Source organism: Rhizobium zaerense (genome assembly GCF_051810725.1).
Classification (GTDB): Bacteria; Pseudomonadota; Alphaproteobacteria; order Rhizobiales; family Rhizobiaceae; genus Rhizobium; species Rhizobium leguminosarum_I.
The window spans coordinates 2,418,231-2,438,840 of the sequence record NZ_CM132690.1; the positions used below are offsets into that span (position 1 = coordinate 2,418,231).

The following is a 20,610-nucleotide window of genomic DNA, read 5'->3' on the forward strand; positions in this document are numbered from 1 at the left end:
CCGGCGGGGAAAGGGAAGAGAGATCATGGTCGAGATTCCATCCGGCAACATCCCATCCGCTGAAGTCGAGGATGTCGAGCTCTATCATCCACATAGCTGGTGGACGAAATATGTGTTCAGCCAGGATGCGAAAATCATCGCCGTGCAATATTCGATTACCGCCATCTCGATCGGCCTGGTGGCGCTGGTGCTCTCCTGGTTGATGCGGATTCAGCTCGCCTTTCCCGGCGCTCTCTCCTTCATCGATGCCGATCACTATTACCAGTTCATCACCATGCACGGCATGATCATGGTGATCTATCTCCTGACCGCGCTCTTCCTCGGCGGCTTCGGCAATTACCTCATTCCGCTGATGGTCGGCGCCCGCGACATGGTGTTTCCCTATGCGAACATGCTGAGCTACTGGATCTATCTGCTTGCGGTGCTGATCCTCGTTGCCGGCTTCTTCGCCCCCGGCGGCCCGACAGGGGCCGGCTGGACGCTTTATCCGCCGCAGTCGGTTCTGTCAGGCACACCCGGCGGCAAGGACTGGGGCATCCTCTTGATGCTCTCCTCTCTGATCGTCTTCATCATCGGCTTCACCATGGGCGGGCTGAACTATGTGGTGACGGTGCTGCAGGGGCGGGCGCGCGGCATGACGCTGATGCGGATGCCGCTTACCGTCTGGGGCATTTTCACCGCCACCGTCATGGCGCTGCTTGCCTTTCCCGCCCTTTTCGTCGCCTGCGTCATGATGCTGTTCGACCGCGTGCTCGGCACCAGCTTCTTCATGCCCGCCATCGTCGAGATGGGCACGCAGCTGCAGCATGGCGGCGGCAGCCCGATCCTCTTCCAGCACCTGTTCTGGTTCTTCGGTCATCCGGAGGTCTATATCGTTGCTCTACCCGCCTTCGGCATCGTTTCGGATCTGATCAGCACGCATGCGCGCAAGAACATCTTTGGCTATCGCATGATGGTCTGGGCGATCGTCATCATCGGTGCGCTGAGCTTCGTCGTCTGGGCGCACCACATGTATGTCAGCGGCATGAACCCGGCCTTCGGCTTCTTCTTCGCCACCACGACGCTGATCATCGCCGTTCCGACGGCCATCAAGGTCTATAACTGGGTGCTGACGCTCTGGCGCGGCGACATCCACCTGACGCTGCCCATGCTCTTTGCACTCGCCTTCATCGTCACCTTCGTCAATGGCGGCCTGACCGGCCTCTTCCTCGGCAACGTCGTCGTCGACGTGCCGCTGTCGAACACGATGTTCGTCGTCGCGCATTTCCACATGGTCATGGGGGTGGCGCCGATCCTCGTCATCTTCGGGGCCATCTATCACTGGTATCCGAAGGTGACGGGACGCATGCTCGACGAGGTGCTCGGCCAGATCCACTTCTGGATCACCTTCCTCGGCACCTATGCAATCTTCTTCCCGATGCATTATCTCGGCCTGCTCGGGGTGCCGCGCCGCTATTTCGAGATGGGAGAAACGGCCTTCGTTCCGCCTTCGGCCCATACGCTGAATATCTTCATCACCGTCATGGCGCTTGTTGTAGGGGCTGGGCAGATGGTGTTCCTGTTCAATCTGGTCTGGAGCCTTTTCCGGGGCAGGGAGGCCGGCGGCAATCCATGGCGGGCAACGACGCTCGAATGGCAGACGCCGCAGACGCCGCCCGCCCACGGCAACTGGGGCAAGGATCTGCCGGTCGTCTACCGCTGGGCCTATGACTACAGCGTGCCCGGGGCGACCGAGGATTTCATTCCGCAGAATGTGCCGGCAAGCGACGGCATCACCCGGGAGGTTCCGGCATGAGCGTCGTGCTGATCTTCCTGGCCGCCATCGCCGCCATCATGATCTGGTGGCTTTCCGGGCAGCGGTTGACCTCGAAGCCCTGGCTCGAAACCGGGTCGGTGCAGATGCCGGATCATATCGGCACTGAGCGGCAACAGCCGCCGGCGGTGAAGATCGGCCTCTTCGTGTTTCTCGGCGTCGTCGGCGCCGTCTTCAGCCTTGCCGTCAGCGCCTATTTCATGCGTATGGCGTCGGCCGATTGGTGGGGCATGCCAATCCCCCGGCTGCTCTGGGTGAACACCGCAGCACTCGCCTTGAGCAGTGCGGCGCTGCAATGGGCGAGACGAGAGGCGGGGCAGGGCCGCATGGAAAGCCTGCGGCCGGCGCTCGTGACAGGACTTGGCCTTGCCGTCTTCTTTCTCGCCGGGCAGATCCAGGCATGGCGGGAGCTAACGGCGGCCGGCTATGTGCTGGCCGATAACCCCGCCAACAGCTTCTTCTACATGCTGACCGGCCTGCACGGCCTGCATATCCTCGGCGGACTCGCCGTGCTCACGCATACGACGGTCAGGGCATTTTCAACCGACGTCACGCCGGACAGGCTGCGCCTCAGCGTCGATCTTTCCGCCATCTATTCGCATTTCATGCTCGCCGTCTGGCTGCTGCTCTTCGCGCTCTTTGCCGGCTGGGCGAATGATTTCGTCGATCTCTGCCGCACCCTTCTGAATTAGGAGCTTTGCAGATGGCACAGACTATCGAGACACACGGCGAGCCAGGCCTCAGGCCGGCCGGTCTGCGCGGTGTCGCGGCCGATTTCAGCTCGGATCAGCGCGCCTTCAAGACCGCCTCCTGGGGCAAGGCGATGATGTGGATCTTTCTCTTGAGCGACACCTTCGTCTTCGGCTGTTTCCTGATCGCCTATATGACCGCCCGCATGTCGACGCCCGTTCCATGGCCCAATCCGAGCGAGGTCTTTGCGCTCCATATCGGCGGCCAGGACGTGCCGCTGATCCTGATTGCGATCATGACCTTCGTGCTGATCTCGAGCAGCGGCACCATGGCGATGGCGGTCAATTTCGGCTATCGCCGCGACCGCCGCACGACGGCGATCCTCATGCTGCTGACAGCGCTTCTCGGCGCAACCTTCGTCAGCATGCAGGCCTTCGAATGGACGAAGCTGATCACCGAAGGGGTGCGCCCCTGGGAAAACCCGTGGGGGGCGGCACAGTTCGGATCTACTTTCTTCATGATCACCGGCTTTCACGGCACCCATGTCACGATCGGCGTCATCTTCCTCATCATCGTCGCCCGCAAGGTCTGGCGGGGCGATTTCGACGTGGAACGGCGCGGCTTCTTCACCAGCCGGAAAGGCCGCTACGAGGCCGTCGAGATCATGGGCCTCTATTGGCACTTCGTCGACCTGGTCTGGGTCTTCATCTTCGCATTTTTCTATCTGTGGTGAGGTCGTCATGAGCGAGACAACGGCGCATGCACAAGTCCAAACGGCGCATGCACAGGCACATACCGGACAGCAGCACCCGATCGGGCTCTACTTCTTCGTCTGGGGCCTGCTCTTCGTGCTCAGCGCGGCGTCCTACATGGTCGATTATCTCGGCATCCAAAGCTACCTGAGATGGACGCTGATCCTGCTCTTCATGATGCTGAAGGCCGGCCTCATCGTCGCCGTCTTCATGCACATGGCCTGGGAACGGCTGGCGCTTGTCTACGCCATACTTCTGCCGCCGCTGCTGGTGCTGGTGTTCGTGGCGCTGATGGTGTCGGAGGCGGACTATACGATTTTCACGCGGGTGGCGTTCTTTGGGACGGGGCCGTAGGGTCGGTTGGACTAGATCGATAGATCAGGGGCAGATTTCGGTCATGACTCAGGAAATCCGACTCTTTGGCGCCATTGCGGTCCGACCTGCCGTCCTTGCTCTCATATCCCGGTTCGAAACCGCCACAGGATTCACGGTTGCGGTAAAGTGGGAGCTCAATCCTGTCGTCAAGAAGCAGATTGAAGCCGGGGAAGCTTTTGACCTCGTCATCACCAATCCGAACCTGGTTGAAGATCTGACCACCTTGGGAAAAGTCAAGGCGGGGAGCGAGGTCGCGTTCGGCCGGATCGCAATGGGGGTAGCGGCCAAGGCAGGCAGTCGGCCGCTCGACATTGGGTCGGTGGAAGCATTCAAACATGCGTTGAAGAGCGCCAGATCAATCGCCTACGCCAGTGAAGGAAGCAGCGGCGGCTACTTCTCCGGTTTGCTGGAACGCCTGGGAATTGCCGATGAGGTGAAGCCCAAGCTGGTGGCCGTATCAGGAGGGCAGACAGCGGCGTCCGTCGGCCGTGGCGAGGCCGAGTTGGGCGTCGTTCCCGTGACGTCGATTCTCGCCGCTGCTCCCGAGGTCATGCTTGTCGGTCAATTTCCGGCAGAACTCCAAAGTTACATCGACTTCGCCATCGGCATCAGCGCCGATTCAACGGACGCAGACGCTGCCGAGCAACTGTCGGAATTTCTGACGTCAACCGCCGTTGATGACATCCTGGCGGCAAAGGGCGTCGAGCGCCGCCACCGGGCAGGCGAAACGCCCAAGAGAGCCTCATCCTGAGGTGCCCCGAAGGGCGAGGCGGGTGTTCCGGCGTTAGATACAATGGCGCAAGAGGCGGCGCTGCGGCGTGTCCTTCGAGGCGACCCTTTGGATCACACTTCAGGATGAGGGGTGTTGGAGAATGCCGCGCCTGGCGCGGGCAGCAATCGGGCGATCTTCGTTGCCATGCATCTTCGATCAACCTGTCGCAGATGGGTCGTTCCCCTTCTTTTCCCAGGATCGCAGTGCACGCCATAGCACGGTGTTGTCTGCATAACCCAGGACACGCGCGACTTCGGACATCGGTGCGGCATGTCGGTCGCCGAGATAGTGGGCGGCGAGTGTCTGGCGGTGCTGGCGAACGAGATCGCGAAGCGACACGCCTTCCTCCGACAGCCGGCGCTGCAGGCTTCGCGGCGACATCTTCAGTTCGGCGGCAAGGGTTGCGACCGTCACCGGCTTGCGGCTGAGATAGATGCCGATCAGAGCCTGGACCTTTTCCGTGACGATATCGCCGGCCGCTGGCTCGTTGACCAGATCGCCGATATGCCGCTCCAGGATCTCGACCAGGCTTTTGTCTTCCGCACGGTGCACACGATCAGCCTCCGCCCTGTTCATGACGATCCGGTTGCCGGATTGGGCAAACAGGATGGGCGCGCCACAGATGCGTTCCAGCACACCGGCGTCGCGAGGGGCGTGATGCTCGAGTTGGATTTCGATCGGCCGCCAGCCACGGCGGAAGCACGAGCGGACGAGTTGACAGGAGGCGGCGATCGTGAATTCGCTGTCCTGCCGGCGCGGCCACATCGCTGGATCGACGATCCGGTAGCTCCAGACAAAATCGCCATTTTCCTCGAACACGCCGGAACTGGTCGCGCCTTGTACCGCGTTCACATATTTCGACAGCCGTTCGAAAGCGCTGCGAATGGTCGGCGAGAGCGCAAAGAGCATGCCGATGGGGCCGATGTCGGCGGGCTTGAACCCGGTGCCCATGCGAGCTCCCAGTGCCGGTTCGCCGGTTATCGTCGCGGCCTCCTCGAACAGCGCGACATAACGCGCCATGGGCAGGACAGCGTAGGGATCGTCCAATTGCGAGCGCAAAATGCCGTGCGAAGCGAGAAGGAGGTCGGTTTTCCCGGATCTTTTATCGATTTGTTGCACCAGCGGGATCAAGACGGAGGCTCGAATTGAAGCAACTGTGGGCATGCGGCTGATCAAATGCGATGCAACTGCCATTTTCAGCGTCTCCGGTGACCGTCGTGGCGCGAATTATCGATTCATTGGCATAAACTGCAATTTCGGGGCCAGATCGCCGCGCTTACCTTCTTGGCAACAAACAAGCAAAGAGGGGTTCTCCATGACACTGGAAGCAAGCATGCCCGCACCATTATCGCCGGAGCGTCGTCTGGCCAGGAACTCGGTCGGCCTCGCCCACATCGTGTTCTTCGTCGTTGCCGCGGCCGCGCCACTCACGGCCGTCGTCGGCGCTTCGCCGGCTGCCTTTGCTTTTGGCAATGGCGCCGGCGTCCCCGGCGCTTTCGTGCTCGCCGGCCTGCTTTACCTGCTCTTCTCGGTCGGCTTCACCGCCATGAGCCGGCATGTGGGCGGGGCAGGCGCTTTCTACACCTATATCACCCATGGCATCGGCAAGCCGGCTGGCGTGGGTGGCGCCTTCATGGCGCTGGTCACCTATAGCGCGGTTCAGATCGCCATCTACGGCCTGTTCGGTTTCTTCATGGCCAATGCCATAGCGCCCCTCGGTTTGGTCCTGCCCTGGTGGGCTTGGGCTTTCACAGCACTGGTCGTCGTGCTGGTCTGCGGTCAGCGCAACATCGCCTTCTCAGGCGCGATCCTCGGCGTCTGCATGATTGCTGAAATCGCCATATTGCTGGTTCTGGATCTCGCGATCGTCTTTTCAGGTGGCGGACCGGAAGGCATCAGCTTCTCCTCCTTCATGCCATCGTCGGTCTTCGCGCCCGGCCTAGGTGCGGCGCTGGTCTTCGTCATCGGTTCGTTCATCGGCTTCGAAGCTACGGCCATTTTTGGCGAAGAAGCCGAAAATCCGGAAAAGACCATTCCCCGTGCCACCTATGTCGCGGTGCTGCTAATCACACTCTTCTATGCCTTCTCCACCTGGGCAATCGTGCAATTCTACGGTCCAAGCAAGGTGCAGGCCACTGCTGCTGCCGGCCTTGACAGCTTCTACTTCGCCGCCGCCAATTCCGTGCTCGGCGCATGGTCGAGCCAGGTGATGAACGTGTTGCTGATCACCAGCCTGTTTGCCTGCATTCTGTCCTTCCACAATACGCTCAACCGCTACTTCTTCGCCCTGGGCCGTGAAGGCCTGGCCGCACAGGTGCTCGGCAAGGTTCACGGCAAGCATGGCTCACCCTATGCTGCGGGTCTGCTGCAAAGTCTGATCGCGGCCATCGTCCTTGCCCTATTCGTCATCTTCGGCGCCGACCCCTACACTGTCGTGTTCTCGTGGATGGCAGCGCTTGCAGGTATCGGTATCCTGCTGGTGCAGGTGCTGGTCTCCGTCGCGATCGTCATGTTCTTCCGCAAGACGCCGAACGGATATAGCGCCTGGACCACGATGATCGCTCCGGCGCTGGCGCTGCTTGGCCTCGTTGGTTCGCTGGTGCTGGTCAGTTCCAATCTTTCACTCCTTTCCGGCAGCGAAAGCCCGATCGTCAAGGCTTTCCCCTATGCCATGGTGCTGGTGGGCATTCTTGGCGCTCTGTTTGCGGTCCAGATCAAGAGATCCAAGCCCGCTCTCTACGCCTCCCTTGGAAAGGTCTTCGAATGAGTGCCGTTGTCGAACTTGCACCCGTCGATCGCCTTCTCGTTCTCGCGGTCGCGATCCTTGCCGGCGCAACATTGCTGGTTGCCATTGAGGCGCACGCCTTCTGCTCAGTGTTCTGCATTCATCGAGGCACGATGATGATCGAGACGCAGATCTGCTCCGGTCGATCCTGATCACCGCAGCTAGCGGCGCGCCATGGTGCGTCGTCTCTTCCGAAACCAAGAGGCCCAAAACCAAAGAGGTATATCCATGGACGCCGTTGTCGCAGTCACCCATCCGCTCGATCCTCTGAGCCTCGACGAGATCGCTTCTGCCGTTGCCATACTCAAGGATACGCAGACACTCGCACCCACCTTCCGCTTTCCGATCACCCGGCTGGAGGAGCCGACCAAGGCGGATCTTGCCGCCCATCGCTTGGGCGACAGGCTGCCGCGCCTCGCCTTCATCCTGGCGTTGGATATCAGCAATGGCGAAACCTTCGAGGGCATCGTAGACCTGACTGCCGGCACGGTGTCCTCCTACATCCGCCTGCCTCTCGATGAATTGCCTTATGGCCAGCCGCCGGTCATGCTGTGCGAGTTCGAAACCGTTGAAGGCACCGTCAAATCCGATCCGCGCTGGATCGCTGCCGTCAAGAAGCGCGGCATTACCGACGAGGATATTCCGCTCATACAGATCGATCCTTTTTCCTCGGGCTATTTTGGCCGCGAATTCGAGAAGGGAAAGCGCATCGTCCGCGCCGTGTCCTATTGGCGCGAGGATGTCCGTGACAACGGCTACGCGCATCCGATCGAGGGCGTAGTCGCGGTCGTTGATCTGATCACCAACCGAGTGGTCGATCTCGTCGACGATGAGAAGATCATTCCGGTCCCGAGGAAGAAGCGCAATTATGGCCGCGAAACCTTCCCGGAACCGCGGCCCGATCTCACGCCGCTGCATATCGTTCAGCCGCAAGGGCCGAGCTTTACTGTCGACGGCTGGAAAGTCGAATGGCAGAACTGGAGTTTCCGTGTCGGTTTCACCCCGCGCGAGGGCCTCGTTCTGCATGAACTCGGCATCACGGATCAGGGCAGGCTGCGGCCCGTCGTCTTTCGCGCCAGTATCACCGAAATGGTCGTGCCCTATGCCGATCCGACAGCGAACCACTATTGGAAGAGCGCCTTCGATGCCGGCGAATATGGTCTCGGACGCTTGGCCAATTGTCTCGAACTCGGCTGCGACTGCCTGGGCCATATTCACTATTTCGACGTGCCGGCGGCGGACGATTTCGGCCAGCCTTTCATCATGAAGAATGCCATCTGCATCCATGAGGAGGATTACGGCATCCTCTGGAAGCATTACGAATTCCGCAACGGTGTTTTCGAAGTGCGCCGTTCGCGCCGCCTCGTCATCTCCTTCTTCGCAACCGTCGGCAATTATGATTACGGCTTTTACTGGTATCTCTACCAGGACGGCACGATCCAGCTCGAAGCCAAGCTCACCGGCATCATCCAGACGGCGGCGGTCGCGACCGGAGAAACCTATCCATGGGGCGGCATGGTCGATGACAATCTCGGCGGTCCGACCCACCAGCATTTCTTCAATGCGCGCCTGCACATGGATGTCGACGGCGGCGACAATACCGTGACCGAACATGAGTTCGCGCCGCGTCCCCGGGGTGAGGATAATCCCTATGGCAATGTCTTCGACACCAGGAGCCGTGTGCTGAAACGCGAACTCGATTCGCCTGCACTCGCCAATGGCGAGACCGGCCGTTACTGGAAAGTCTCCAACACCAACATAAAGAACAGCGTCGGCAAGGCGCCGGGCTACAAGATTGTCGTCATGCCGTCGCCGGTCATGCTTGCCCAGCCGGATCTGACCGTTGCCCAGCGCGGCGGTTTCGCCAAGAAACACATCTGGGTCACGGCCTTCGATGCCAAGGAAAAATATGCGAGCGGCGATTATCCGAACGTGCATGCCGGTGGCGACGGCCTGCCGAGTTACGTCAAGCAGAACCGCGAAATCGAGAATGCCGATATCGTGTTCTGGCATTCCTTCGGCCATACCCATGTCTGCAAGCCCGAGGATTTTCCGATCATGCCCGTGGAATATGCCGGCTTCACGCTGAAACCGAACGGCTTCTTCGCATCCAACATCGCCATGGACCTGCCGCCGGAAGGAAACAGCCAGAGTGTCGACAATCGCCTGCAACGTTCGGCCGATGACACCGGAAATGGTTCCTGCTGCCACATGTAGCTGCAATGCTCGACGGCCTGGCCCACGACTAACATCTTCCCGGTGAGGCGAGGCGCTGTAGAGATACAGAATGTGTGCCCTACTGTCCCACCCCGGAGGCTCCCTATGGCTGGGGTCTTCTTGTTTCATCACACACAGGGGCTGATCCAAGGGTGCGCGCGCGTTCGCCGCAAAGCCTCACACGGCAGGTCGGGAGAGCGTCAGCTCTGCCGGGCTGCTGCGATGAAATCGGCCGACTGGCAGATCAGCGCATCTCCCATGAAGGCCATGTTGGCGAATGAGCGTTCGGCGGCCTCGGCATGCCCGGCGCCGCAGGCGTCGCTGATGACGAGCGGCACAAGCCCGAGGTCGGCACCGTGGCGAACCGTCGGCTCGATGCCGATTTCGGTGGCGACGCCGCAAATGGCGAAGCTGGTCAGACCCAGATCGCGCAGAATGATCGACAAAGGCGTGCCTTCGAAAGCCGAAAAGGTAATCTTGTCGATCACCGCCTCGTCGTAGCGCGGCTGAAGTTCAGGCACGATCTCGAAGCCTTCGCTTCCTCTGAGAAACCAGGGCTTGATGGCGGCCGGATCGTCGATCCTTTGCCAGGCCATGGCCTGACGGCGCTGGAAGGCGCCCATCAGAGCGAGCGGCATCGACATGTGCCGCATGAAGATGACGGGAAAGTTCGATGCCCGCGCGGCGGTCAGAATCGACAGGACACGGGCGGTGATGCCGGCGCCGTCAGGCATTTGCCGCATGATACCGATCTGCATGTCATAGACGACGAGAGCCATTTGATCCGGCCGGCAGAAATCGCCGATGGTCTTGCCGGGGTGTTTGATGGAATGCATGCTCGGCCTCCTCTTTTCCTGCTTATGTAGAGGCGATCAATTGCGTCCGGCAAGCAGAAGGTGACCGTTTCCGGGGCGAGGTGGACATTGTCGGCGACGAACTACCTGCCGGTCTAGTCTGCCGGGTTCTCGTTCGCTCTGAGCGGCTGCGAATACGCGACCCTCCAGGCTGAAGGGGAAGCCGACGTCACATCTTGACTCGCTCCGGCGCTGTGTCAGGCTTCAGATATGAGCATGCATCGAGTTCGCATGATCTCGATACCCCTCTATGTCACCTTGGGGATTTCAGCCATGGATAACGCTCAGGGCAAGAAAGTGATCTTGGAGTTCTTGCGCCGGCACACCCTGGCTGTGATCGCGACATCGCATGCGGACGGCAAGCCTGAAGCTGCGGTCATTGACTTTTCGGTGCGTGACAACCTCGAAATCGTGTTCGATACCTTCGAACAGACACGCAAGTTCGAAAACCTATCGGATAGGGGAAGCGTCGCACTTGTCGTCGGCTGGGACAAGAACATCACGGTGCAATATGAGGGCGATGCCATGAAGGTTTCCGCCTCCGACGTGCAGGAATACCAGAAGGCGCATCTTGAAAGCGTTCCAGTCGAGAGAGAGTTTGTCGAGAAGGGCGCCGTGTTGTTTAAGGTCGTTCCTCGCTGGATACGATATTCCGATTTCACCAAGGACCCTGTCGAACGTTTGGAGCCCCGCTTTTAGGTGCCACGCGAGCGTGCACTGACGCTCTACCCCAACCTTCCTCAGAAAGGCATATCTTCTGTTGCCGATCGATCGCCCGGCGGCTATGTTGCCGATGTCGGAAAAGGCATGATTTGGTGTGGTTGGCCCAAGTCCTTTCGGAAACGAAAGCTCTGTTCCTTGCCTCGTGCATGAGTTCTCCACGACGAACACGGACGCTACTCAAGCGTCCCACTGTTCGTCCGTGTGGTTCTCGAAACGACGAACTGCTCCGGTCGAACGACCATAAAGGAGTAGTTCATGCCCGATTTTCTCATGATTCATGACGTTGTGATTGCTGGTGCCGGCCCTGTCGGTCTATTTCTCGCCTGCGAACTGCGGTTGGCCGGCCTCTCGGTGTTGGTGCTGGAGCAGGCCGAGGACCCGCATTCGCCGTTGAAACGGCTGCCGTTCGGCATGCGCGGCCTTTCCGCGCCGACCATCGAAGCCTTCTACCGTCGCGGGTTGCTGGATGACATCTTGGCGCCGCAGCGCGAAAAAGATCAATCGACTTCAGCGCATTGGATGCAACAGCCGCGCCGCCCGGGCGGCCATTTCGCCGGCATTCAGTTCTTCCACGACACCATCGACACCTCGAAGTGGCCCTATCGTCTGCCAGGTCCGGCCGGCACCAGCATGGCGGTCGAGATGGAGCGCCTTGAATCCATCCTGGCCGCGCGCGCAAGCGCGATGGGCGTGGAGATCCGGCGCGGGCTCGGTGTCGACGGTTTCGACCAGTCGGATGAAGGCGTGACCGTTCGCGGCGGTGGTGAGAGCTTTCGCGGACGGTGGCTCATCGGCTGTGACGGCGGGCGCAGCACCGTGCGCAGGGCAGGTGGCTTTGAATTCGTTGGCACCGATCCCGAGTTCACCGGCTATTCCGTTCTACTCGAGATGGCCGATCCGGAGAAACTCGCCCCGGGCCGCCATTACACGCCGACGGGGATGTATACCTACCAAAAGCCCGGCACGATCGCGATGGTCGATTTCGATGGCGGCGCGTTTCACCGAACGCAGCCGATCACGCCGGAGCATGTGCAGCAGGTGTTGCGGCATATCTCCGGCACCGATGTCACGCTGACGGGCCTCGATCTTGCCACCACCTGGACGGATCGCGCCTATCAGGCGACGGCTTACCGCAAGGGCAGGGTGCTGCTTGCGGGCGACTCCGCGCACATCCATTCCCCCTTGGGCGGCCAAGGCCTGAATCTCGGGCTCGGCGACGCGATGAATCTTGGATGGAAGCTTGCAGCGACGATCCGCGGCGATGCGCCGGAGGGCCTGCTCGACAGCTACTTCTGCGAACGGCATCCAGTTGGAGCCCAGGTTCTCGACTGGTCGCGCGCCCAGGTCGCGCTGATGCGGCCAAGCCGGAGTTCGCGCGCGCTCGAAGCCATCATCCGCGATCTGATCGACACGCGCGACGGCGCGACATACTTCGCCGAGCGCGTCTGGGGTGTGTCTCTCCGCTACGATCTCGGCGGCAGTCACCCGCTGGTCGGCCGCAGCGCTCCGGACTCCGAGCTGGCCGACGGAACGAAGCTCGGCGATCATCTCAGGGAGGGCAAGGGCCTGCTTTTGGACTTTGACGCCGGCGCACCGCTGCAAGCGCTGGCAGGCCGCTGGAATGGGATCACCTATGTTGCAGGCGATGCGAGGGATCGGATGGGGCTGAGCGCGCTGCTCGTGCGCCCCGACGGCTTTGTGGCGTGGGCTGGTGAGGCTGTGCCTGACATTGAGGAAGCCGCGCAGGCCGCATCGCGGTGGTTCGGCAAAGCCTGAAACTATGAATGGGGCAATCGATGTACAGGTCTCGGAAAGCTTCTTCAGCCTTATCAGTCCGGTAGAGCGTCACGGAGATTTCCCGTTATCGGTTTTCGGCGGGTTTGCAGACGTTGCTTCGCAACGTATCCGCACTCTTCCCGGCAAGGCTGCGACGCTGTAGAGTGGCGATGCGCCCGACCGTCCCGCCCGGAGGCTCCTCATGGCTGAGATCCTGTTGTTCCATCACGCACAGGGGCTGACTCCGGGTGTGCGCTCGTTTGCCGACGATATCAGGGCAGCCGGTCACATCGTGCACGCGCCCGATCTGTATGACGGGCGCACCTTCCCGAGCATCGAAGCGGGGATCGCCTATATCGGCGAGATCGGATTCGACGCCATGCGGGAGCGCGGCGTGCGCCTCGCCGACGAATTGCCTGCCGGGCTCGTCTATGCCGGGTTCTCCTTCGGTGTGCTGCCGGCGCAGAAGCTGGCGCAGACACGGCCCGGCGCCCGCGCAGCTCTGCTCTTCTATTCCTGCCTACCGATCAGCGGCGAGTGGGCCTTCGGGCCCTGGCCGGGCGGTGTCGCGGTGCAGATTCACGGCATGGACAACGACCCGATTTTCGTCGGCGAGGGCGACATCGATGCCGCCCGCGAGATCGTGGAGAAAGTCGAGGACGCGGAGCTTTTCCTGTACCCCGGTGATCAGCATTACTTCGCCGACAGTTCGCTGCCGTCCTATGATGCGGATGCAACCGCGCTGCTCACGCTCCGCGTGCTCGAATTCCTAAATCGTGTCTGATACAGACATTCCGGCCCGGATAGGACTATTCGGACGCCACGCAGAAATTGTTGCCTTCGGGATCATTCAAGACCGTGTAGCCATCCGCTTCCCGGACGAAGGTCGCTCCGAGGGATAAAAGCCGCTCTACCTCCCTGGCCCGATCGGGGGTGGCAATATCGAGATGAAGTCGGTTGCGGGCGGGACGTTCCCCGTGGCGAAGGTGAAAGCAAAGGCGGGTTCCGGGACCTTCGACCATCACGGTCGGGTCAGTCTCGGGTGTCAATCCGAGAGCGGCCAGGCGGGCCAGTTCTTCGTCGTCATATGGCATCACCTCGTAGCCATCGAGCGCCTCCGCCCAGAACCGGGCGACGCGCGAGGGAATGTCGCAATCAATGACGATTTCTTTCAGCCTTGCCATGGACCCTTCAAGAATTGTTGGGCCGGCGACGGCAAACGCGTTCAACGAGAGCGCCACCGATGGCCGGCAGCAATGCGAAAAGCATGAGCTGCGGTGTCTCCGTCAGCGCCAACAGGCTAGACATGAGGAAGGCGACCAATAATCCTGCCAGCACCCCGGCTGCGTAGGGCAGATAATCCTTCAAGAAAGCCTCCGTCTTGTGCCGATCTCAAACAGAAGGGGCATTATTGGCTTGAGATAGAGATCTTTGCGGTATCGGCAATGGCTGGTTGCGGCCGAACCTCACGTCGTCCGATCGGCGGCGTATCTCAACGTTGGTGGGGACAGGTCGGCCAATCGACGTGACGCGGTGCGCGTGCTTTTGCGGGAGACGACCAATTTCTTTCGCGCTATGAAGACTGACCGCATATCCCGTCACATCCGACACCGAGGTCCTTCATATGGCTTTGAGAATTCTTTTCGTTGGCGGTACCGGCCAGATTTCATATCCATGCGTCGAGCGCGCTGTGGCTCAGGGCCACCATGTCAGCGTCTATAACCGCAGCTTAAGAGGCGACCCATTGCCTGCGGGGGTTACCGCGATTGTCGGCGACCTGGCGGCACCGGCCTATGCCGACTTGGCCAAGGCCAATTACGACGTCGTGTGCCAGTTCATTGCCTTTACACCCGATCAGATCGCGCGTGACGTCGATGTGTTTGCCGGGCACTGCGGCCAGTACATATTCATCTCTTCGGCCTCGGTCTATGAAAAGCCGCCGCGCCACTATGTGATTACCGAGCAGACACCGGCGATCAACCCCTACTGGCGCTATAGCCAGGACAAGATTGCCTGCGAGACGCTGCTCAAGAATTCCGAGAAGCTCGCCTGGACCATCGTCCGTCCCAGTCACACCGTTCGCACGGGTCTGCCCATCATGATGGGCGACAGCGATGTCATGGCGAGACGCATGCTGGATGGCGAGCCCACCATCGTGGCGGGCGATGGCCACACGCCCTGGACACTGACCCGCTCGGTTGACTTCGCAGTGCCCTTTGTCGGGCTTTTCGGCGAGCAGGCGGCGTTGAACGAGATCTTCCACATCACCTCGGACCGCGCCCACATTTGGAATGATATTCAAAAGACGATCGCCAGATTGTTAGGCGTCGAGGCCAGGATCGTCCATGTACCGACCGACACTTTGATCAAGTACAATCCGGAATGGATTGGTCCGTTGCTCGGTGACAAGGCATGGTCGGCGATCTTTGACAATTCAAAGGTCAAAAGCGTGGCAGGCGACTTCACCTGCGCCGAAAGCCTTGATGAAATTCTGGCGGAGCCGATCATGCATCTCAAGCAGCGCCTGGCCAAGAACCGGCCGCCAAAGGGCGATCTCGATGCTTTGGTCGATCGGATTTGCGCTGCGCAAAGCGCTCTCGGCTAGGCAGGTCCTCGTAGAGCAACTTTCCGAAAGACCCGGCGCAGACGGTCCTGCCCGCGCTGATCACCCGGACTTGCGATGTTGCCGATCTCGACAGCCTGTCGGATTGGCTGGAAGACAATCATACCGACCTGATCGGCGATTGAGACTTGTGGCTGGCGACCCGAGGGCCGGTGAGGGTGGCACGGCATGCCGTTCACAAAAAATCCCTGCCTAAAAAGCGTCCTAAAACATGATGGAGGTCGCGCCGGGTGAGGATCTCGGCAATGATGGCCAACTGTTTTCCACTCCGATCCTGCAGGCCATGCTGTTCATTCCGCTTCCCTTCGTCGTTGCTCTTCTGCTGCTCATCCTCTTCGTCACCGTTCTCAGGCGCGACGAGGAGGCGCAGCCCAATCGGCCGTTTCTGGCACTGATCCTACTTGCCGTGCTGCAATCCGTCCTCTCCGGACTGCGCTGGGGCTACGGGGTGCAGGCGGTGAGCGTGATCGCGCCGGTCACCGCGGCGATGGTGCCGCCGCTTGCCTATGCCGGGGTTTTCAGTCTGGTGAGGACGAGCCGGCGGTCGCTGCCGGCGTGGATTGCGCTGCATGCCGTGCCCGCTGCCGTCATCCTCTTGTTGATGGTGGTCTGGCGGGATGTGATCGATCTCGCGCTGGTGCTTGTTTTCGTCGGTTATGCCCTGGCGATCCTGCTTCTGATGCGGCCGGGCGCGGATGCGCTTCGGCTTGCGCCCTTCGAGGGAGCGGTGCCGGCCTATCGGGCCATCATCTTCGCGGCGGCGGCGCTGTGCCTGTCGGCCTCGGTCGATATCTTCGTCTTTTTCGATTTCACATGGGCACATGGCGAGCATGCGCTGACGCTGATCAGCCTCAGCAATCTCGCCGTCCTCGGCATCCTTGGCATCGCGGCAGCCGCCGCCAGCCGAAGCCGGGCGCCCGCCGAGACGGCGGAGGCGGCGCTGAAGCCCGAAACGGCCGAGGATAAAGAGACGATCGCCATGGTTGATGCGCTGATGGAGGCAAAGAGGCTCTATCGCGACGCCAATCTCAATCTCGACCGCCTGGCCCGCAAGGCCGGAATTCCCGCCCGCCAGATCTCGGCGGCAATCAACCGGGCGATGGACAAGAACGTCTCGCAATATGTCAATGACTACAGGATCGGCGAGGCCTGCCGGCTGCTTGCAGTGACCCAGAAATCGGTGACCGAAGTGATGTTCGAGGTCGGCTTCCAGACCAAGTCCAACTTCAACCGCGAATTCCGCCGCGTCACGGATATGACGCCGGTTGCCTGGCGGGAGAAGAAGGCCGAGCGGTGAGGGGCAGGCCCGACGGGGCTTTGGTCCTCGTCAGGTTCGCTTGCCTATAACGCCCAGATGGGTGTGGGTGAAGGCGGATGCGTATTTCAATCCATACCCCAGGCTTCGGTCAAAGCCGGCATGAGCCGCCAGAATGAGGGCGATCTGCCAGAGCAGGTCGATGCCCAGCAGCCAGCTCGCGCCGGCGAGCAGTATGGCCGAGATGTAGCTGTGAACCATATTGTAGACGATCGCTCCCAGCCGGGCATTGAGAACATAGGCCGCGAAGCTGAGATCCGGCGCGAAGAACAGAATGGCATAGAACCAGGGGTTGCCGCCGGAGACGAAATAGGCCGTTGTCGCGGCCGCCATGATCGCGAAAGCCTCGAGCCGCAGTACCTCACGCACGCCGCCGGTCACCGATCCTGCCGAAGGAGAAATGATGTTCGCTGCCTGGTTCATCGGTTCTGTTCCTTCATGACAATTGTCGCAGCGCTGCCGGCGACCTGATGCGTGGATTTCCTAGCATGAACATTGCGGGTGCCAAATTCGCGATCGATGAACAAGCGTTATACATATTTGTATCTTTGGCTCGTAGGTACCGACGTTTTCGAATGCCGAAATCCCATTCGTCTGGATGGTCATTGCCGTACAATTCCGCAATTGTGAAAGACGTGCCGTGCCGGCCCGGCGCCGGGGGATGGATAGGAGGTCGCTGCCGCACATATCTTCTCACAGCAGGAGAGGCGCTGGCAGGCGAAGGGGTGAGCAGTGGAACTGCGAACGCTCGGAGCGTAAGCGAAGGGCAATGAAGGGCGTGCTGTGTGGCCGCTCATCCGACCCTCCACCGACAGGGAGGCTCGACCCGCCCCACGGACTCCCGGAGAAGAAGCGAGCAAGCCTCCGCCTCCGACAATTGCCGCCACCACGTACACAATCGCGATCGAGGACTGTCGGAAACGCGTTCGAGGTCGCGGTTTTGCTGCCGTTGGTCATTCTGGCGGCATGAACACGACATCAGAACATGATCGAGACCTGGCCGCCAAGCTGAGATCACTTTCGATCGAGCCTGCGCCCTTCAAGACAGAGCCGCCGGAGCCCCGTGTCCGGCGGCGTGTGATCCCCGGAGCAATGCTGGCCCTTGCCGCGACCGCATCGCTGGCGGTGGTTCTTTTCTATCGACCCGATACGCTGGAGCGCATCGAGACTGTGCTGGCGGGTTTCATAGGCAAGGACGAGGCCGCAATGTCGGTCGATGGAACCGACGTGCCCGCCGCCGATCCGATCCGGGCTCTGCCCTCCAATAACCCATCGGACAGGGCATTGCCGTCCCGGGAAGTCACCGGCTCCGGCTACGTCGTGGCACCCGATATCGCGACCGTCTTCTCCAAATATGAAGGTCGGATCGTTGCCGTCGAGATCGAGGCAGGCGACAGGATCGTCGCGGGCCAGGTGCTGGTGCGGCTCGATGATGCCGGTGCCCGCTTTGCGCTTCAGGGCGCCGAGATCGCCCGGCAATCGGCGGAGCTGGCGCTGACGGCGAAGACTATTGAATTGGCGCAGGCGCGGTCTTCCCTGACGCGCACAGAGCGGCTGGCCGGGCGCGATACGATGTCGGCGCAGACGCTGGAGGAGGCGAAGACGGCGTTCGACACTGCCGAAAATGCCGCCCTGCAGGCACGGCAGGACGTGGCCAAGGCCGATCTCGATATCGACAGGGCGCGCGAGCAGGTGGAAGCGCTGACCGTCCGGGCGCCGATATCAGGCACCGTCACGCGGCTGACCGCGCACGTCGGCGACACCGTGCTGTCGCGCGAGGACAGCGTGCGGGAGAATGAAAGCCTGCTTGCGATTGCCGACATGACCACCATGGTCATCGATGCCGATGTGGCCGAGGCGAATATCGCGTTGATGCGGCCAGGCTTGCGTGGCGAGGCGGTGCTCGACGGCTTTCCCGACCGGCACTTTGCGGTCGAAGTATCGAAGATCGCGCCGATGATTTCGCGGGAAAAGGGGACGGTGACGCTTCGCCTGACACTCTCCTCGCCGCCGTCAGACATGCGCCCCGCCATGGCCGCGCGCATCCGCCTTGTGGTGGGTGAAGCCGCGGATACCACAGACAATCAGCAAGGAGCAGAGCGATGACCGACACTCAAGAACCCTATATCGCGCTTCGCGGCGTCAAGAAGGCATTCAAGATCGGCGCGGAAACGATCCCGATCTTTTCCGGACTCGACCTTTCGATAGAACGCGGCGATTTCGTCGCCGTCATGGAACATGCTCGGCCGCATCGATAGCCCCGACGGAGGGGAGATCAGGGTCGGCCGCAGCCATCTCGAACAGATGGGCGAAGGCGCCAGAGCCGCCTGGCGGGCACACAGCATGGGCATTATCTTCCAGTTCTACAATCTGCTGCCGATGCTGAATGCGGGCGAGAATATCGAGCTGCCGCTGCTGTTGAAGCCGCTCAAGCGGAAGGAGCGGCGGGCGCGGGTCGAGACCGTCATGGATCTGGTCGGGCTTTCGGGGCGGCAGCGGCAGTTTCCATCCAGCATGTCCGGCGGGCAGCAGCAGCGCGTCGGCATCGCCCGCGCCATCGTCGGCGATCCCGACCTCTTGCTCTGCGACGAACCGACCGGCGATCTCGACCGGAAGTCTGCAAACGATATCCTCGATATGCTGGGCTTTCTCAATCGCGAGCTTCAGAAGACCATCATCATGGTCACGCATGATCCCGAGGCTGCCTCCTTCGCCCGGCGCACGCTGCATCTCAACAAAGGCGAATTCGTCGAGCAGGAAAGGTTGGCCTAATGACCTTCTTCCAGCTGATGCGCCGCAATGCATGGCGCAAGCCGCTCAGGGCCACGCTTCTGATGTTCTCGGTCGGCGTCGCTTTCCTGATCTATGGCTTGACGGCGAGCTTCGTCAGCGGCAGCCAGGGGGCGGCCGGCGCCAGCGACAGTCTGCTCGGCGTCTTCAACAGATCGGGGCGGGCACAGCCGCTGCCGCTTGCCTATCTCAACCGGATCGCCGCCGATAGCGATGTCGCCGCCGCCGCCTACATGACGCGCATGCGGGGCTTCGTCGGTGTCGAGAAGAATGTCGTGATGACGAGCGCGGTCGATCCACGATTGATCGCCGCAGCCAATGGCGACGAGCTCGGGCTGACGCCGCAACTGATATCACTGCTGGAAGAGGGCCGTGACCGGGTGCTGGTCGGCCGGGCGCTGGCGGAGGCGCAGGGCTGGTCGGTCGGCCAGCGCATCGGGATCACCAGCCACCTGACAAGGGAAGACGGCAGCCGCAACTGGAGTTTTGAGATCGCCGGCATCTTCGAAGGGGCCGACGCCAGCACCGACACCTATTTCATGATCGCCCGCTATGATGCCGTCAATGCGGCGCGCGCCCGCGGCAAGGATACAGTCGATGGCTTCGTCGTGCGACCGCGACCGGGCGTTTCATCCGGCGTGCTGGCGGCAAGGATCGACGCGCTGTTTGCCAATTCGGCGGCACCGACGCGCACTCGATCGGAAAGGCAGTTCCTCGAGGCTTTCTTGCGGCAGTTCGCCGATATCGGCCTGATCGTCAGCCTCGTCGTCGGCGCCGCATTCGTGACCATCCTGATGATTGTGGTCAACACCATGCTCTTTGCCGTGAGGGAGCGCAGCTTCGAAATCGGCGTCATGAAGGTGCTCGGCTTTTCCAGCGGGCGGATTATGGCACTGATCCTCGGCGAGACACTGTTCGTCTTCGCCGTCGGCGGGGCTGGCGGGCTCGTTCTCGCCAAGCTCGCGACGCTGTTTGCCGGGCCGGAATTCGGCCTCGCCTTCACCTCGTCCGCGCTGCTGAAATCCGTCGCCATCATCGCCGGTCTCGGCCTCCTGACCGGGCTGTTGCCCGCCGCCAATGCCATGCGCCTGCCCATCGTCAACGCCTTCAGATCGAGATAGTCCA

At 61.2% G+C, this 20,610-nt stretch carries 19 protein-coding genes and 2 pseudogenes; 16 read left to right on the top strand and 5 right to left on the bottom strand.

From position 1 onward, the window contains the following. Positions 1-25: 25 nt before the first annotated feature. From ctaD to ACS4RR_RS11655, 5 genes are read left to right on the top strand one after another with little or no spacing between them, the layout of a single operon-like run. Positions 26-1,795, top strand: coding sequence for a cytochrome c oxidase subunit I (gene ctaD, locus ACS4RR_RS11635; RefSeq protein WP_456190103.1), 1,770 nt, complete (start codon positions 26-28; stop codon positions 1,793-1,795). Next, positions 1,792-2,505, top strand: coding sequence for a cytochrome c oxidase subunit 3 (locus ACS4RR_RS11640; RefSeq protein ID WP_170276503.1), 714 nt, complete (start codon positions 1,792-1,794; stop codon positions 2,503-2,505). Before ctaD ends, ACS4RR_RS11640 begins: the two co-directional genes overlap by 4 nt. Positions 2,506-2,516: 11 nt before the next feature. Further along, on the top strand, positions 2,517-3,236 hold the full coding sequence (locus ACS4RR_RS11645; protein ID WP_170276504.1) for a heme-copper oxidase subunit III family protein: 720 nt from the start codon (positions 2,517-2,519) through the stop codon (positions 3,234-3,236). A gap of 7 nt (positions 3,237-3,243) precedes the next feature. After that, on the top strand, positions 3,244-3,609 hold the full coding sequence (locus tag ACS4RR_RS11650; protein WP_017964866.1) for a cytochrome C oxidase subunit IV family protein: 366 nt from the start codon (positions 3,244-3,246) through the stop codon (positions 3,607-3,609). A 43-nt stretch (positions 3,610-3,652) separates the two neighbouring features. Then, entirely contained in the window at positions 3,653-4,381 is a 729-nt protein-coding gene (locus ACS4RR_RS11655; protein WP_456190104.1) for a molybdate ABC transporter substrate-binding protein, read from the top strand. Positions 4,382-4,558: 177 nt separating this feature from the next. Here ACS4RR_RS11655 and ACS4RR_RS11660 read toward each other — a convergent pair whose 3' ends face one another. Next, positions 4,559-5,596 (bottom strand): AraC family transcriptional regulator, encoded by a 1,038-nt coding sequence (locus ACS4RR_RS11660; protein WP_456190105.1) that lies wholly within the window; start codon positions 5,594-5,596, stop codon positions 4,559-4,561. A gap of 121 nt (positions 5,597-5,717) precedes the next feature. On the opposite strand from ACS4RR_RS11660, the gene ACS4RR_RS11665 reads away from it, so the two are divergent. From ACS4RR_RS11665 to ACS4RR_RS11675, 3 genes are all read left to right on the top strand, one after another. After that, a complete protein-coding gene (locus ACS4RR_RS11665; protein WP_170262338.1) occupies positions 5,718-7,169 on the top strand; it encodes an APC family permease in 1,452 nt (483 codons plus the stop codon). Then, on the top strand, positions 7,166-7,339 hold the full coding sequence (locus ACS4RR_RS11670; protein WP_170262339.1) for a hypothetical protein: 174 nt from the start codon (positions 7,166-7,168) through the stop codon (positions 7,337-7,339). Before ACS4RR_RS11665 ends, ACS4RR_RS11670 begins: the two co-directional genes overlap by 4 nt. Positions 7,340-7,415: 76 nt before the next feature. Continuing rightward, positions 7,416-9,404 (top strand): primary-amine oxidase, encoded by a 1,989-nt coding sequence (locus ACS4RR_RS11675; protein ID WP_456190106.1) that lies wholly within the window; start codon positions 7,416-7,418, stop codon positions 9,402-9,404. Positions 9,405-9,604: 200 nt separating this feature from the next. Here ACS4RR_RS11675 and ACS4RR_RS11680 read toward each other — a convergent pair whose 3' ends face one another. After that, the gene (locus ACS4RR_RS11680) at positions 9,605-10,240 is read right to left on the bottom strand and encodes a cysteine hydrolase family protein (RefSeq protein WP_018074382.1); all 636 of its coding nucleotides are present in this window, start codon (positions 10,238-10,240) and stop codon (positions 9,605-9,607) included. 291 nt (positions 10,241-10,531) lie between these two features. On the opposite strand from ACS4RR_RS11680, the gene ACS4RR_RS11685 reads away from it, so the two are divergent. From ACS4RR_RS11685 to ACS4RR_RS11695, 3 genes are all read left to right on the top strand, one after another. Further along, positions 10,532-10,957: a pyridoxamine 5'-phosphate oxidase family protein gene (locus tag ACS4RR_RS11685; protein ID WP_170255125.1), complete on the top strand. Its 426-nt coding sequence runs from the start codon at positions 10,532-10,534 to the stop codon at positions 10,955-10,957. A 279-nt stretch (positions 10,958-11,236) separates the two neighbouring features. Next, positions 11,237-12,757, top strand: a complete 1,521-nt coding sequence (locus ACS4RR_RS11690; protein WP_260108944.1) for an FAD-dependent monooxygenase — start codon at positions 11,237-11,239, stop codon at positions 12,755-12,757. Between the two features lie 202 nt (positions 12,758-12,959). After that, positions 12,960-13,541, top strand: coding sequence for a dienelactone hydrolase family protein (locus ACS4RR_RS11695; RefSeq protein ID WP_260108943.1), 582 nt, complete (start codon positions 12,960-12,962; stop codon positions 13,539-13,541). Positions 13,542-13,566: 25 nt separating this feature from the next. On the opposite strand, the gene ACS4RR_RS11700 is transcribed toward ACS4RR_RS11695, so the two are convergent. Together ACS4RR_RS11700 and ACS4RR_RS11705 are read right to left on the bottom strand one after the other, a co-directional pair. Then, on the bottom strand, positions 13,567-13,941 hold the full coding sequence (locus ACS4RR_RS11700) for a VOC family protein (RefSeq protein WP_222291277.1): 375 nt from the start codon (positions 13,939-13,941) through the stop codon (positions 13,567-13,569). Between the two features lie 7 nt (positions 13,942-13,948). Beyond that, positions 13,949-14,125, bottom strand: a complete 177-nt coding sequence (locus tag ACS4RR_RS11705; RefSeq protein ID WP_018485750.1) for a hypothetical protein — start codon at positions 14,123-14,125, stop codon at positions 13,949-13,951. 256 nt (positions 14,126-14,381) lie between these two features. Between ACS4RR_RS11705 and ACS4RR_RS11710 the strand changes: the two genes are divergently transcribed. Together ACS4RR_RS11710 and ACS4RR_RS11715 are read left to right on the top strand one after the other, a co-directional pair. Further along, positions 14,382-15,362, top strand: coding sequence for an SDR family oxidoreductase (locus tag ACS4RR_RS11710; protein ID WP_260108942.1), 981 nt, complete (start codon positions 14,382-14,384; stop codon positions 15,360-15,362). A 263-nt stretch (positions 15,363-15,625) separates the two neighbouring features. Further along, a pseudogene (locus tag ACS4RR_RS11715) lies at positions 15,626-16,677 on the top strand (helix-turn-helix domain-containing protein). A 30-nt stretch (positions 16,678-16,707) separates the two neighbouring features. On the opposite strand, the gene ACS4RR_RS11720 reads toward ACS4RR_RS11715, so the two are convergent. Then, entirely contained in the window at positions 16,708-17,118 is a 411-nt protein-coding gene (locus ACS4RR_RS11720) for a DUF4260 domain-containing protein (RefSeq protein ID WP_260108940.1), read from the bottom strand. A 543-nt stretch (positions 17,119-17,661) separates the two neighbouring features. Here ACS4RR_RS11720 and ACS4RR_RS11725 point away from each other — a divergent pair. The 3 genes and pseudogenes from ACS4RR_RS11725 (at position 17,662) to ACS4RR_RS11735 (ending at position 20,606) form a co-directional block, all read left to right on the top strand. Beyond that, a complete protein-coding gene (locus ACS4RR_RS11725; protein ID WP_456190107.1) occupies positions 17,662-18,801 on the top strand; it encodes an efflux RND transporter periplasmic adaptor subunit in 1,140 nt (379 codons plus the stop codon). Beyond that, a pseudogene (locus tag ACS4RR_RS11730) lies at positions 18,798-19,467 on the top strand (ABC transporter ATP-binding protein). Before ACS4RR_RS11725 ends, ACS4RR_RS11730 begins: the two are co-directional and overlap by 4 nt. After that, positions 19,467-20,606: an ABC transporter permease gene (locus tag ACS4RR_RS11735; RefSeq protein ID WP_260108938.1), complete on the top strand. Its 1,140-nt coding sequence runs from the start codon at positions 19,467-19,469 to the stop codon at positions 20,604-20,606. The pseudogene ACS4RR_RS11730 and the gene ACS4RR_RS11735 overlap by 1 nt, the downstream one beginning before the upstream one ends. The last annotated feature ends 4 nt before the right edge of the window (positions 20,607-20,610 follow it).